At 45.9% G+C, this 14,377-nt stretch carries 8 protein-coding genes and 1 tRNA gene; 1 reads left to right on the top strand and 8 read right to left on the bottom strand.

Translation table 11 applies throughout. From position 1 onward, the window contains the following. Window positions 1–18: 18 nt before the first annotated feature. The 4 genes from secD to queA all read right to left on the bottom strand — a co-directional run bounded on the left by secD (window position 19) and on the right by queA (window position 4,751). On the bottom strand, window positions 19–2,073 hold the full coding sequence (gene secD, locus ACV7NC_RS08325) for a protein translocase subunit SecD (RefSeq protein ID WP_458152059.1): 2,055 nt from the start codon (window positions 2,071–2,073) through the stop codon (window positions 19–21). Window positions 2,074–2,153: 80 nt separating this feature from the next. Further along, window positions 2,154–2,591, bottom strand: coding sequence for a preprotein translocase subunit YajC (gene yajC / locus ACV7NC_RS08320; RefSeq protein WP_458152058.1), 438 nt, complete (start codon window positions 2,589–2,591; stop codon window positions 2,154–2,156). Between the two features lie 43 nt (window positions 2,592–2,634). Further along, complete coding sequence (gene tgt / locus ACV7NC_RS08315; protein ID WP_458152057.1) at window positions 2,635–3,720, bottom strand: tRNA guanosine(34) transglycosylase Tgt; 1,086 nt, start codon at window positions 3,718–3,720, stop codon at window positions 2,635–2,637. Then, entirely contained in the window at window positions 3,717–4,751 is a 1,035-nt protein-coding gene (gene queA / locus ACV7NC_RS08310) for a tRNA preQ1(34) S-adenosylmethionine ribosyltransferase-isomerase QueA (RefSeq protein WP_458154879.1), read from the bottom strand. The genes tgt and queA overlap by 4 nt, the downstream gene beginning before the upstream one ends. A gap of 112 nt (window positions 4,752–4,863) precedes the next feature. On the opposite strand from queA, the gene ACV7NC_RS08305 reads away from it, so the two are divergent. Then, window positions 4,864–4,950, top strand: a tRNA-Leu gene (locus ACV7NC_RS08305). Window positions 4,951–5,044: 94 nt separating this feature from the next. On the opposite strand, the gene ACV7NC_RS08300 is transcribed toward ACV7NC_RS08305, so the two are convergent. The 4 genes from ACV7NC_RS08300 to ACV7NC_RS08285 all read right to left on the bottom strand — a co-directional run bounded on the left by ACV7NC_RS08300 (window position 5,045) and on the right by ACV7NC_RS08285 (window position 14,371). Beyond that, entirely contained in the window at window positions 5,045–6,346 is a 1,302-nt protein-coding gene (locus ACV7NC_RS08300) for a hypothetical protein (protein WP_458152056.1), read from the bottom strand. Between the two features lie 880 nt (window positions 6,347–7,226). Further along, window positions 7,227–7,718, bottom strand: coding sequence for a hypothetical protein (locus tag ACV7NC_RS08295; protein WP_458152055.1), 492 nt, complete (start codon window positions 7,716–7,718; stop codon window positions 7,227–7,229). A 1,191-nt stretch (window positions 7,719–8,909) separates the two neighbouring features. Continuing rightward, the gene (locus tag ACV7NC_RS08290) at window positions 8,910–9,422 is read right to left on the bottom strand and encodes a hypothetical protein (protein WP_458152054.1); all 513 of its coding nucleotides are present in this window, start codon (window positions 9,420–9,422) and stop codon (window positions 8,910–8,912) included. Between the two features lie 383 nt (window positions 9,423–9,805). After that, on the bottom strand, window positions 9,806–14,371 hold the full coding sequence (locus ACV7NC_RS08285; protein WP_458152053.1) for an Hpt domain-containing protein: 4,566 nt from the start codon (window positions 14,369–14,371) through the stop codon (window positions 9,806–9,808). Window positions 14,372–14,377: the final 6 nt, after the last annotated feature.

The raw sequence follows: 14,377 nt of genomic DNA, 5'->3' as shown, positions 1-14,377 counted from the left end.
TCCTTAAATTCCGATTAATTACGACTTGGACTGCTTGTTTTCCGCAGATTTGCGTTTGCCTTTAGTTTTAACTGCAGGCTTCTCTCCGGATTGAAACGAAGTATTATCGCTTTGACCAGAATTATCTGAAGTCTTAACCGGTTGTTCGACATCAGATTTTTCTAATGCGCCGGATGTTTCTGAAGCTTGAAGCTTTTTAACATCCTTTTCTTCAGGAGCAATCGTTTTATGATTTGTTTGATTCTCAGGTATCCAGATTTTACCGATTGGCACATAGTCCAGTTTGCGTCTGCTTCCGTACATCAGATTGACCATGCCGCGAGAGACGAAAATTGCTGTAAAAACAGAAGTGAGAATGCCCAGACAAAGTACCACTGCGAATCCTTTAACAGGGCCTGATCCAAAAGCGAACAATGCAATCCCGGCAATCAGCGTGGTAATGTTGGAGTCCAAAATCGTTCCGAAAGCACGCTCATAGCCGGCATGAATTGCAAGTTGCGGGGATAATCCACTGCGTAATTCGTCGCGGATTCTTTCATTGATCAACACATTCGCATCAATCGCCATCCCCACCGTTAAGGCAAGCGCAGCCATGCCGGGGAGTGTTAATGTGGCTTGCATAATGGATAATAAACCGACTAGCAACAGTAAATTCAAACCCAGAGCAAGTACCGAGATTACGCCAAAAGCCGTGTAGTAAACGGCTATGAAGATTGCAACGGCCAGGAAACCGTAGAGAGTTGAATTAAAACCACGGGCGATATTATCTGCACCAAGGCTCGGTCCAACCGTGCGTTCCTCTATGATATCCATCGGTGCGGCAAGCGCTCCGGCACGTAGCAGCAATGCGACGTCGCGAGCTTCCATACTGGTCATGCGGCCACTGATTTGTACACGTCCGCCACCGATTTCTTCGCGGATGACTGGCGCCGTAACTACTTCGGTATGATTTTTTTCGATCAGAAGTATCGCCATTCTTCTGCCGACGTTTTCGCGCGTCAATTGCTTGAAAATGCGCGAACCATTGTTGTCCAGGTTGATATGTACGGCTGGCTGGTTATCTTTGTCAAAGCCGGGCTGTGCATCTGTGATGCGCTCGCCGGTCAGCAACACCTGTTTTTTAACAAGTATCGGGATACCACCGCGTTCTTCGTAAAGCTCGGTGCCAAATGGAACTTTTCCGCGGATTGCAGCATCCAGGTCGTGCTCATCGTCAACCATACGGACTTCCAGTGTGGCTGTCCGTCCGAGAATCTCTTTGGCTTTGGCGGTATCTTGCACCCCCGGTAATTGAACAATGACCCTGTCCGCACCGGCTTTCTGAATAATGGGTTCGGCAACACCCAGCTCGTTCACCCGGTTACGCAACGTAGTAATATTTTGTATCACGGTTGCATCTTGCATGCGAAGCTGTGCGTCCGGTTTGATCGCTGCCACTAAATGATAGCGGTTACCGGCATCTTCATAACTGAACCCGAGATCGGTGAAATTGTTTTTGAGTTCCGCCTCAGCCTGGCTACGCGTTTCAGCATCGCGAAACTTGATGGTCAGCTTTTTCTCGTGTTTTTCCAATCCAGCGTAGGAAATTTTCTTCTCGCGCAGAGTGCCTCGTATATCCGCACTGTATCGATCGAGCGACTTGTCCAGCGCACCGTCCATATCCACTGCCAGCATGAAATGGACACCGCCACGGAGATCAAGCCCCAAGTACATGGGGAGCGCACCCAAATTTGTCAGCCATTGCGGAGAATTTGGCAGCAGATTCAATGCAATAATGTAGTCATTGCCAAGCGTCGATTCTAAAAGATCTTTCGCTTTGATTTGCGTATCGGTATCGGCGAATCGTACTTTGACGCTACCTTCCTCAAGATAAATTCCAGTTGTTTCGTGATTGGCTTGTTTGAGAGCGTCTTCTACACGTTGCATCAAAGCCGTATCGGTATTAACGCTGACCCGTAACGGTGAAATCTGAACAGCTGGCGATTCGCCATAAAAATTTGGCAGCGTATAAAGCAAGCCTAGTAGTAGTGAAACCGCAATAATCAGATATTGCCAAAGTGCGTAGCGGTTCATGGATATCAGTCGAAAATTAGAAAATTAAAATAGTTATTAAGACAAAAGCTTGGCAATTATGAAATAGTTGCCAGAGTCCTTTATTGTTTTTCAGCATCGGGATTTTTACTTTCCTGTGCTTCTGCAACGGGTTCGATTTTATTATTGTCTGTTTTGGGTGCTTTGGTTTTTGAGGATTTGCCTTTAGGTTCAATACTTCTCAGTGTGCCTTTGGGTAATAGGGTTTGTACCGAAGACTTCAGAACGGTAATTTCAATGGTTGGTGCAATCTCGATAATCACGTAGGATTCACTAACATTGAGAATTTGTCCTAGGATGCCGCCGTTGGTGATGACTTCATCGCCTTTTTGCAGCGCTTCCACCATTTGTTTATGTTCTTTCGCGCGTTTCGCTTGCGGACGGATTAACAAAAAGTAAAACAGAACCAATATACCGACCATCGGTAATAATGCCACCCAACCGGCTTCATTCTGTGTTGTCGAAGCGGCTTGAGCAAATGCGTCACTAATCAGCATCATAATCTCCTTATACCAAAAGCGCACATATTAGCATGATGACCGCTTATGCCAGAAATTCTTGTGCATATTCTTCAAATTGTTTGTTCTCGATCGCCGCTCGTATATCCGCCATTAACTGCTGATAATAGAATAAATTGTGGATGGTATTTAAGTGAGCGCCCAGCATTTCGTTGATGCGTTGCAAGTGATGCAAATAAGCCCGGCTGAAATGCTGGCAGGTATAACAGCTGCATTGTTCATCGGGCGGTGAGGTATCCAACCGGTATTTGCTATTGCGCAACTTGAGCACGCCTTCGCGTGTGTATAACCAGCCATTTCGCGCATTGCGCGTCGGTAATACGCAATCAAACATATCAATGCCTTGCGCTACGGCATGCACGATATCTTGCGGTGTGCCGACGCCCATTAAATACCGTGGTTTATCGACAGGCAACAGCGGTCCAGTATGTTCGAGGATGCGTTGCATTTCGGTTTTAGGTTCGCCGACCGACAATCCGCCGATGGCGTAGCCGTCAAAGCCGATGTTAACCAGATCTGCGAGCGATTGTTCACGGAGATGTTCGTACATGCCGCCTTGCACGATACCGAAGAGCGCATTGGGATTATTACTGTGCGCCTGCTTGGAGCGCTCCGCCCAGCGCAGACTGAGTTCCATCGATTGCCGCGCGGCTGTTTCTTCCGCCGGGTAAGGTGTGCATTCATCGAAGATCATCACGATATCGGAATTAAGCACACGTTGAATCCGCATCGATTCTTCCGGCGATAAGAAACAACGATCGCCATTTACCGGCGATTGAAAATGTACGCCTTCCTCAGTGATTTTTCGCAGATCACCTAAACTGAACACTTGAAATCCGCCGGAGTCGGTCAAAATCGGTCCTTGCCATCCCATAAAGCCGTGCAATCCCTGATGCGCTTCGATAACTTCAAGACCTGGGCGTAGCCATAAATGAAACGTGTTGCCCAAAATAATTTGAGCATGGATGGCTTGCAGCGCATCGGGTGACATACCTTTAACCGCGCCGTAGGTTCCTACCGGCATGAAAACCGGCGTTTCGATAGTGCCGTGGGCTAATGTCAGGGTACCGCGGCGGGCGCCATGATCGGTAGCATGTAATTGAAAAATCATTGTTCTCTCTCGATCAGCATGGCGTCTCCATAACTGAAAAAACGGTATCGTTGATTAATAGCGTGTTGATAGGCTTGCCGGATATTATCCATGCCGGCAAATGCGGATACCAGCATGAGCAAGGTTGAGCGCGGCAAGTGAAAATTAGTGAGCAGCCGTTCAACCACTTGAAATCGATAGCCCGGCGTAATAAAAATCCGTGTTTCGCCATAACCGGCGGCCAATTGTCCTTGATTCGTCGATGCGCAAGCTTCCAAAGCACGCAATGACGTGGTGCCGACCGCCAGAACCCGGGCGCCTGATAACCGGGCGTTTTGAATCGCATTTACTGTGGTTTGCGGAATATGGTAGGTCTCGCTGTGCATGGTGTGTTCGGCGATATTGTCAACGCGCACTGGTTGAAACGTGCCCGCACCGACATGCAATGTGACATAGGCAATTGTAACTCCGAGCGATTGCAAGTGATCCAGCATGTGCTGATCAAAGTGTAAGCCGGCGGTTGGCGCCGCGACTGCTCCGGCGTTGCGGGCGTAAACGGTTTGGTAGCGTGCCGCATCGGAATCGGTTGCAGGCCGGTTGATATATGGGGGTAGCGGTAATTGGCCGTAGCATTGCAGTAATTCTGTCACTGATTGCACATGCTCAAAACGCAGCGTGTAAAATTCCTGCGCGCGTTCGATCACGGTGACCGGTATCGCATTTGCCAGCCACAACCGGGAATCCGGCTTGGGAGCATGACTGGCGCGAATTACTGCCAGCACATGACGGTCATCCAAAATCCGCTCCACCAGTACTTCCACTTTACCGCCGCTGTCTTTTTTGCCAAACAAGCGAGCTTTAATCACCTGAGTATCGTTAAACACCATCACGTCTCCAGGGCGCAGAAACTGCGGCAAGCTGGAAAAAAACGTATCCTGCCATCGTTGAGCGGTACTATCCAGATAGAGCAAACGGCTGCTAGTGCGTTGTTCGGCGGGGAATTGTGCGATCAGCTCCGCAGGCAGGTAAAAATCGAAATCCTGAGTTTTCATGCTGCCTATTATACCGGCTGCGCCGGGTTTTCCACCGGTGCGGCTTGCTGTAGTTCGGGATTTCAGTGATAATTGCGCCTTCTGTTGATTCAATCAGACAGTTCAACCGCAGGCCGAGATGGCGGAATTGGTAGACGCACGGGACTCAAAATCCCGCGATGGTGACATCATGGGGGTTCGATTCCCCCTCTCGGCACCAGTAGCAGTTTTCAGGAACACCTACATCGCTTGTATCGTGGAAGTAGTTAATCAAGCAGCAAGATCAGTGGAAAAGCTGTGCGTGATTGGTGCTGCTAGGATTTGGGAAAAACCGATTGCGCGCTTTTAATCGCTTCATTAAGCGGTGCTTGGGGTATTTTTCCGAAGTCAACCTTTTCCGGTGAAAAGATATTGGAAAACATTTCGATTGAGCCTGGCAAATCGGTATTTTTTAGCGTGTCCGTCGTCAATATCTCAAGTGCGTCAGCTCTGGCGTGGTAAAAATTCGAGATCTTCGTCAAATACCGGTAGATTGAAATGAATACTTGAGCCAGAAATAGTGTGACGATCATGATGCCAAGGCGGGCAATGTTCGTGGAAACATGGAATGCCACTTTGCTATCGGCCATGACCGGCTCGTCTCCACTTCGAAGGGACACGATAAATTCCTTTTCCGCTTCCAGATTGGCTTTCTCGGTGCGGAGTTTATTGACCAATTCTTCTTGTTTCCGCAATTTTTCCTGGTACAAATCCCGATTGCTGATAACCTTAATTTTAAACGCCTCAATTTGTTCAATAACCGCTCTGTTGGTTTGCAACATCGTTTTTATATGTTCTTCGGCTTCCCTTTGAAATTCGCCACTGTTCATTTTTTTATCGAATTCTTTGATAACTTGTTCTAAATCCCGTATTTCCTCAAAGTCGTTGAGTAGGAATGTATTTTTAAGATTAGCATCTATGTTGGGTTCTCCAATTTGTTTCATTGTATTCCGCATATATTCAAGGTCTTTTTTGAACTTGTCAGTTCTATGAATGAGTTCTTCAAGGCGTTTCTTGTTCCTATCTTGCAAGATTTGCAAGTCTGTATGATATTTGTCGATAGCACTCTCGCTTCCAAGCAAGGTATTGGCATTTCTTATATCATTCAAAAGAGAATCTATTTCATTTAATTTCTTTTTTGTGAGACCTCCAAGTTCCCAATCATAGTTACTTAGTTTCTTTTGCGTTAAGGGACCGAATGGTCCATAGGTTCTGGAGAAAAAAAGGTTGCGCGGTTCTGTGAAATTGAAGTAGTAAGTGCTTTGAATATCTCCTAAATTATAATTTCCGTCATAACTTACAATATTCTGGATTCTATACAGTTCATTTTCCGCATCATCCAATTGCTTGGCATTGTTGAAAATGCTCATGCTCAGACTGGCTAATCGGGCAATGATATCTTGTGAAGGAATGAGTTTTCTTTGTTGTTCGATGTCTTGTGCAGCAATTTTGGGAGACTCATGGATAAAGTAATCGGTACCGATCCAGACAATAACCACCGCACCGGCTAGAGCAAGAAATGCAAGGTATTTCTGGATTGCAGCTCGACGTCTGAGTTTCTGTATGAATGCTTCCATAGTAATTTGCTGCCGGAAAGATGGTTGGGAGTATACAACTACATGAAAAAGACTGAGTAAAAGAGTTTTGGAATTTGGTGTCAAGTCATATGTTATATGAATTGAATTAATGGTTTATCACAAATAAGCTTTTGATTTATTTTTCCGGAGAAATCAATTAGGGAAACACTGATTAATTGCCTGCGCAAGCGATTTGCTGCGTTGGGCGGTACTCAGAAACTCGCCTATCCGATTGATATGTCTCGTTTCTTGCGCGCCATCCGCTTTGCATCTCATCTTGCTCGGCGAATTAATCAGTGCTTCCTTAGAAACAATTGAACGCTAATAATTAATTGGTTGGTAGATTTGGGTGTGGTAAATAAAAGCTGCTTAAGGATCGGAAAGATTAGCACCGAATGGTTTAAAGCTTCAGTGATTGACTCTTAGTTAACCATAAAAATTGTTATCACATTATTTCACATGGGATTTTTTTCATTATCCACAAATTCTGTGGATAACTTTGTGAATAATTCCTTTTTTTGATTGATAACCTCCCTAAACTGTAAGGGTTTTTCCTAGATTGATTAAATATCTAACATATTAATTATGTGATACTTATCATATATTTATTAATTTAATTTCATTTTGATTAGATGTTCTGGAAGGGATATTTGTCATTTTTTTGAATTGTGGATGATTCAAAAAGTCAAGAAGAAAAAGTTTCTTCTTTTAGGAAGCTGATACAAAGTATCTGAGATGTGATGTTTTGAAAAAAGACGGGAAATTGCTACTTCAATTTACCCGTCTTATTAATAAAATGTTGATTAAATTTTTTGTTAGTACAGATTAAATAAAGAGGGTTTTTAATCTAGTGTTAACAGTCCTTTGTGCCTTTGCATTATTAACGGCCTTTAGGCTTATAAGATTCAAACTCGAAATTCATTGAACTGCCGCGTTGTCGGAGTACGACAGAAATTATGTCGGAACCATATTCGAGGCATGGTATCGTCAATTTACCATCCTCGACTGTTGCATAGCATTCACTGAGATCAACTGTTGAAGTAAGTGGACAGCTTGCAACATCAACTAATTTAATGTCAGTTACTAGCGTTGTATCGTTATAAGTAGTAATAACTGCGGTACCTTTCTTAATGAGGATATCGGTTGCTTGGGTGCCATCGGGTAAAGCGAGAAGATTGGTGCCAGCAGTGGCAAGGCAAGAGTTTGGTGCACCAGTGTTGAGGTTCTTAACAACTATTTGAGAGCCACTTACACTATTATCAAGAATAAAAATGGAGTCACCTTCCACTGCGACACTTTCAGCAAGTACAGACTGGGTGGTTGGTGCAAGCAGAGATGCGGCGAATATTGCTGATAGCATGTTTTTTTTCATAATGAGATCCTCCTCGAATAGGATTATTTAGAATATTACGGTCATTGCCATTTGGAAGTTTCGAAGCACATTTGTTCCAACGCGAAAATGACCAAATCTTTATGCATAGAATTGTGGTGCACTGTGAATAGAGATGATTAGCCAGCTTTGTGGTTCCTCCTTTCGCTGAAAAAATAAAAATCGAGTCAATCTTGAGCCGGCCAGCATCATGCCGTGAATTTGGGGTGTCAGAGATAATTCATTTTTACCGGCAGAAAAATTCTGCTTACGTATTGGGTCCGAACTATCTCTTGAAATCTTATTTGATAATTTTTCTTATTGACCGGGGTCGTGAATCAAATAAATTAACGGAGGACATAATAAATATATGTAAAGTCATGAACGCGTCTATCAGAATTTTCCTTTTTTCAGTCGTGCTTTTCCCATATTTAATTAATTATTTCTATAAATCATATAATTGCATAAATTTACAATGATAGAAAAGCGGATCTCGATTTATCGCAGAAGCATTTAATCTCTTCCGGGTTTAATTCCTCGCCCCTTGGGGCGAAGGCTGGTTGAAAACCAGCAGTCTGAAGAGCGCTTTTAATACCTCGCTGCTTGCGGTGGGGTGCTTTATTGTGTCGCTATCAACAGATCAAACGGAAAAAATTATGCTATTGAAAATAGGAATGACTTTCTTAAATTTCTTGGGGTGAGGTATTTAAATCTCGTTCTGGCTCAACTTCATGATTCCGAAAAATATTTACTTATCCAGCATGAATTTCTTTTCAAATTGAGTTATCGCATTATTTCACATAAGATTTTTTTCATTATCCACAATTTCTGTGGATAACTTTGTGAATAATTGCCGACTTGAATCGATTATGTCTTGATATTCTAAGGGTTTTCCTTAGATTGATTAATAATTTAACACTATAATTATATATTTATTATCAGTATCTTATAAGATATTCTTGATTTCTATGTGAGGATCTGATGATGACATTTGTCACTTTTTAAATCTGTGGATTATTTTATTTGTCAAGTGAAAATTTTAGCAACAAATGTTAATTTTGATGGCGCAACTAACCAGTTGAAGTGCGGGAATGCAAGAGAAAATGGTAGTCAGACGCAGGTCGCTATGAGCGAACAATCGGACTACCACTTGAGTGAAAATGCCGGGTAAATTTTTTCCGGCATCTTATAAAATTAATCGTCGTGTTTCCGGCCTTTACCTTTATTGGGTTTATAAGAATCAAATTCGAAGTTCATTGAATGACCGCGCTGTTTCATAATAACCGAAATCACACTAGAGCCATATTTGAGACAGGGTATGGTTAACCGGTCATCGTCCATAATGGCATAGCATTCGCTCATATCAATGGCGCTGACAATCGGGCAACTCGTGACATCGACTAATTTAACGTCGGTCACCAAGCTGGAATCATTATAAGTCGTCACAACTGCAGTTCCATTTTTGATCAGAATATCAGTCGCGACGGTATTGGTGCTCAATTCAAGCAGATTCTGGCCGGCATTCGCTAAACAGGCGTTTAACTTGCCATTATTGAGATTTCGGACGACTATTTGGGAGCCCGCTACACTGTTATCGATGATAAAAATGCTATTGCCGTCCACTGCAACCGGTTCTGCCAGTGCCGGTTGTATTCCTGCTAAGCCTAAAGACGCGGCGAATATTGTTGATAAAAGATGTTTATTCATAAAGTAACCTCTCGTGGATTGATTGAATCAGCGTGCAACTCATCATGCACGCTTCAGTTGCCAAATTGGCCTTAGCCAAAACACGAGATTTTAAAGATTTATGTATAACCGGTGTGAATTAATTTGTGCGAAAGAAGTGGAGTTAATCAGCATGCGCTGCAGAGAATCATGATAGATTCCCGGAATTCTCAATGCCAGGTGTGACGGTAATAACTGATGGCAAGCATGGTTTAAGGAAATGCTGATTAATTGACTATACGAGCGAATCACTTCGTTGCGCGGTACTCGCTCCCTCGCCTATCTTGTTGATATGTCTCGATTGCTGTGCGCCGTGCGCCTCGTGCTTCATCTCGTTCGCCGAATTAATCAGCGTTTCCTTAAGATCATCGCGCTACAAAACTCGCTAAGTGGCCGAGCAATTCCTCTTCCTTGTATGGCTTGCCGAGGAAGACGTTAACCCCTAAGTCTTTAGCGATTTTTTGATGTTTTTCCGCGGTGCGGGACGAAATGATAATGACCGGAATGGCGGCAGTTTGCGGGTTGCTGCGAACGTTTTTAATGAGTTCGAAGCCGTTCATTTTAGGCATCTCCAGATCGATCAGCATCACATCCGGAATACTTTCTTTCAGGATGCTGATTGCTTCCGCGCCATTCTTGGCAATCAAGACATCGCAGCCCTCGCGTTCGAGCAAACGGCAAGTTACTTTTCGCACTGTCAGAGAGTCGTCGACAACCAGTACCGTCGGTGTTTTGACCGGGTTTTGATTTGCAGCGGCTGAAACGGATACCGGCGTACTGAAAACTTGCTGCACATCGCTTCGTTGCATCAGCTTGACCGGATTCAGAACCAGAATGACTTCACCGTCCGCGGTGATGGTCGCGCCTTCAACGCCCGGTGCTTGCGCAAGCTGATCGCCGATGCTCTTGGCGACAATTTCACTGTCACCGATCAGTTCATCAACTTGGATGGCGAGATGTTGCGTGCCACTGTGCAGGAACAAGACCGGGCCGGATTGATTGGTGGCAGGATTGGTGCTGGGTTCGCCCAGCAGATGCGACAGATGCGCGAAACCGTATTTCTTGCCATTGAATTCAATCGAATGGCTCTGATAGATTCTGTTCAAAGTGCCCGGATCGAACTGGCGATGATGTTCGACGATGAAAGCCGGAATTGCATAGATTTGTTTGCCGATCTTGACCATAAAAGTTTGTGTGACTGATAACGACAGCGGCAAGTGGATGGTGAAAGCCGTTCCTTGACCGGGAACGGAAGCGACGCTGATGCGGCCGCCTAGCAGCGAGATTTCATTCTTGACCACATCCAGGCCGATACCGCGGCCGGCGATATCGCTGACGGTATCGGTGGTTGAGAGTCCCTGTTTAAAGATCAGCGAGATGATTTTGTCTTCATCGAGGACTTCATCCTGTTGAATTAATCCAAGCCTTTGTGCTTCGGTGCGGATGCGCGGTAAATCAAGACCGCGGCCATCGTCACTGACGGTGATGATGACTTCGTTGCTTTCCTGGCGCAGTTGAACCGACACTTGTCCCGCTTCCGGTTTTCCTGCTTGCTGCCGCTCTACCGGAGCTTCGATACCGTGTGCAATGGCGTTACGCAACATGTGTTCCAGCGGCGGATTGATTTTCTCCAGGATATTGCGGTCAATCTCAACATCCAGACCCTGGATATCCAATTGGGCTTTCTTATCCATATCCTCGGCGACTTGCCGGGCAATACGATAATACCGTTCGGCATAGTTGCTGAACGGGATGGTACGAATTTGCAATAACGATTGTTGTAACTGCCGATTGACAGATGCTTGCTGGGCGACTGCTTCTTCGGCGACAGTGTGGGTTGACCGCAAGCTTTTTTGTGCGGTGATGATGTCATCGACGCTCTCCGCCATCATGCGCGTCAATTCCTGGAAGCGGGTGAAACGATCGAATTCGAGCGGATCAAACGAGGAGGGTTCGTTGTCCTGTTGTTGCGCAAGATGTGTTTGCATTTGCGTTTCTGCTTGGATTTCGACTTCGCGCAACTGGTCGTGTAGCCGGTGGGTGCTTTCAGCCAGATCTTGCAACGATTGTTTGAAGCTTTGTAATTGCGCTTCTATTTTGGAGCGCAAAATGCTCGCTTCTCCCGAGTCATTAACCAGCCGGTCGATAAGTCCGGAATTGATGCGCACGATCGTTTTGGAATGCAACGCCTCGGCTTTCTCGGCAGGCGGCTGCACGGGCTCGGAAATGACCACCGGAGCCAGTTGTTGCTTGACTGCCGCCGTTCCCATCTCATGGCTGTGAAGTTGCTCGATCTGATCGCAAATCGCGTCAAATTGGCTTTCTAATTGATCTAATGCAGTATCCGAAATATTGCGTTCACGGAATGCCGATTCAACATGGCTTTCCATGGCATGGATTAACTCACCCAGATGCAGAGCCCCAGCCATGCGGGCGCTTCCTTTCAAGGTGTGCAACAATCGCAGCATGGCTCGGTGAATATCTTCGTCTTGCGGTAACATGCGCCAGGCGCGCAGTTTACCGCCGATTTGAGGAACGGATTCCTCAGTTTCTTCAAGGAATACCTGTATTAATTCCGGATTGAGCGATTCGGTAACCGGCGGTTTAGCCGGTACAAGTGCTTCAACAGCAGCTGGAATCGGCGATGCAGGCGCTTGCTCCGGTTGCACTTCAGTTGCGTCGTTCACAGTTTGCTTAGCGGCTGCAGGATGAGTAACCGGTGCTTGCGTTTCCGCCGGCAACGGTTGCGGTGTTGTCAACTCAGCCAACAGTGCTTGCGCTTCGAGCAATAGAGCACCGGCATCTACCTGGGTGGTGTCTTGCCGGCGTAAGTCTTGGCACCAGCCGGAATAAGCCTGATGCGCATGGCTGATGAAATCAAGGAATGCTGCAGAAGCAGGCTTGCTTGCCTGCAACCAGGCATTTAATACTTGTTCCACTTTCCAGGCGATGTCGCTGATTTCCTCCAGTTTTACCATGCGGCCGCTACCCTTGAGCGTATGAAATCCGCGCCGCAAATTGCGCAATGCGTCCTCATTGCTTGCATTGGGACGGCATTGCTGCAACTCATGGGCGATTTCGGCCAGCACTTCCTCCGCTTCTTCAAGGAAAATCGCGAGTAACTCAGGATTTTTCTGCGTAGCCTGCGGTTGCGCGGTTGCGGTATCTGCTGCGATGGTGGGTGCAGCTTCCAATTTTTCCGCCGGCTGAGGTGAACTTGTCAGGATCGGTTTGATGCGGAATAACGCCAGCGCTTCTTCGATAATGTGGTAACTATCGGGTTGACCGCTTTTGCTAGCTTCGATGAAAAAGCTCAAGCTGCTTAAACCATCGACCAGCAAAATTTGCTCGGCTTCGACGATTTGATATTGCGGGTTAAGCAGCTTATTGACCAAATTCTGGCAGTGGTTCAATAAAGTATTGGCACGCTCCAGATTGAGCATGATCAGCGCGCCGGATATTTGCTTGAAGAATTCAGGAAGCAGGGATAATTCCGAACGTTTGGACGGTTCAAAAAAGAACTTGTCCAGGATACTTTCGATTTGATTCAGATTCGCCAGAATTTCTTGTGCGACATGTGATTGAATATCGACTTCCTGGGTTTTGCTGGAGATCGTATTGAATGTCGGTGATGCCGGTAGTTCATTGATATTGATATCGCCGGCGGTGATTCCGATCAAGCGCGACGTGAGTACGTCCACTTGACGCGGCAAGTCGGGCGACAATTTGTCGAAGTCGTCGATGATGCTTTCAATCAGCAACAACGCAGTGGCCATTTCCATAGCCAATTCTTCATTCATATCTTGCGGCTGCGCGTGCAGATAAGCGACGGTATTACCGATGGCATCAATTAATTTGACCAATGGCGCACAATCGGTTTGCTTGGCTTGATGTTCAAGCCAATCGATGTACTCGAGTAACGACGGTAAGCTGCTTTCTTGTCCGGCGCAAAATTCACGCCAGATATCGTTGGTTTGCATCAGCGTACTACGTAACCGTTCAAGGATTGGGTTTAAAGATTCCGTTTCTTCAAAAGTGCGACCATCATCCCGGGAGTTTTGGCCAGGCCAGACATAACACTGCCTGATGTCGTTAATGCGCTGTCCAGCCGATTCGCTCTGGGAAATGTGATACAGCAATTCACGCAATAACACGGAAGTTTCGCTGGCCGTGCCCGCAGCCAGATGACGGATCGTCTGTTCGATTTTTCCGCATAAGCGGCGAACCGGTAAATCGATCTGCTCGGCTTCGAGAGACATCAAGCTTTCCAGAAAACCGCCGGTAACCCACCAAAATGAACGCTGCTCGGCTGTTCCCGGAAATTCTTCGATGGCGCCAACGGCTGCAGCCATTTGTTGCAAACCGCTTTGATTGGAAGGATCGCGCAACCATTTCAGCAAGCCTGCCTGAAAATCCGCGGCTAATTTCTTGGCCAATAGCTTGGCAGCGGCAGCATCGATATGGATTGCTTCGGATTTTAAAGCCGGATTTCCGGTCAGTCTTGGAAAAAATAGATCGCTTTCAGGCGCATTTTGATAACCGTAAACTTGCATTAATTCGCGATACGCCGGGAATAGCCGTAACGGATTTTCTTCCGCGCCGTCGATCAACTCGTTCAAATAAAATAACAGCGCCTTGGTGGACAGCTTCAATGCATCGAATATTGCCGGATTGGGTTCGATTTTCTTAAAAATAAGCGCATCGACCAGTTGCTCCATTTTTTCGGTGACGACGGTAATGCTTTTTAAGTTCAGCATCTCCAGCAATCCATCCAGTTGATGGATATAGTTGCGGCAATCCCTGATAAATTTATCGTTATCGGGATGCTTGCGATATACCTCCAGATTCTGGTCCATCAAGGCGAAAACCTGATGGATTCCGTCTTTGATACCAATAATCGAAGCAATATTCAGTTTCGGTTGAGCACTCATTATTCA

The sequence above is a fragment of the Nitrosomonas limosa genome, assembly GCF_054188085.1.
Note: the sequence above shows the minus strand (reverse complement) of the source record. Positions and strands in the feature narration are given on the sequence as shown.

What these genes read in the sequence shown, in the direction of transcription:
- ACV7NC_RS08295 (WP_458152055.1), bottom strand. Translation starts at nt 7,718, where the DNA reads ATGAAAAAAAACATGCTATCAGCAATATTCGCCGCATCTCTGCTTGCA.
- tgt (WP_458152057.1), bottom strand. Translation starts at nt 3,720, where the DNA reads ATGATTTTTCAATTACATGCTACCGATCATGGCGCCCGCCGCGGTACC.
- yajC (WP_458152058.1), bottom strand. Translation starts at nt 2,591, where the DNA reads ATGATGCTGATTAGTGACGCATTTGCTCAAGCCGCTTCGACAACACAG.
- ACV7NC_RS08290 (WP_458152054.1), bottom strand. Translation starts at nt 9,422, where the DNA reads ATGAATAAACATCTTTTATCAACAATATTCGCCGCGTCTTTAGGCTTA.
- ACV7NC_RS08285 (WP_458152053.1), bottom strand. Translation starts at nt 14,371, where the DNA reads ATGAGTGCTCAACCGAAACTGAATATTGCTTCGATTATTGGTATCAAA.
- secD (WP_458152059.1), bottom strand. Translation starts at nt 2,073, where the DNA reads ATGAACCGCTACGCACTTTGGCAATATCTGATTATTGCGGTTTCACTA.
- ACV7NC_RS08300 (WP_458152056.1), bottom strand. Translation starts at nt 6,346, where the DNA reads ATGGAAGCATTCATACAGAAACTCAGACGTCGAGCTGCAATCCAGAAA.
- queA (WP_458154879.1), bottom strand. Translation starts at nt 4,751, where the DNA reads ATGAAAACTCAGGATTTCGATTTTTACCTGCCTGCGGAGCTGATCGCA.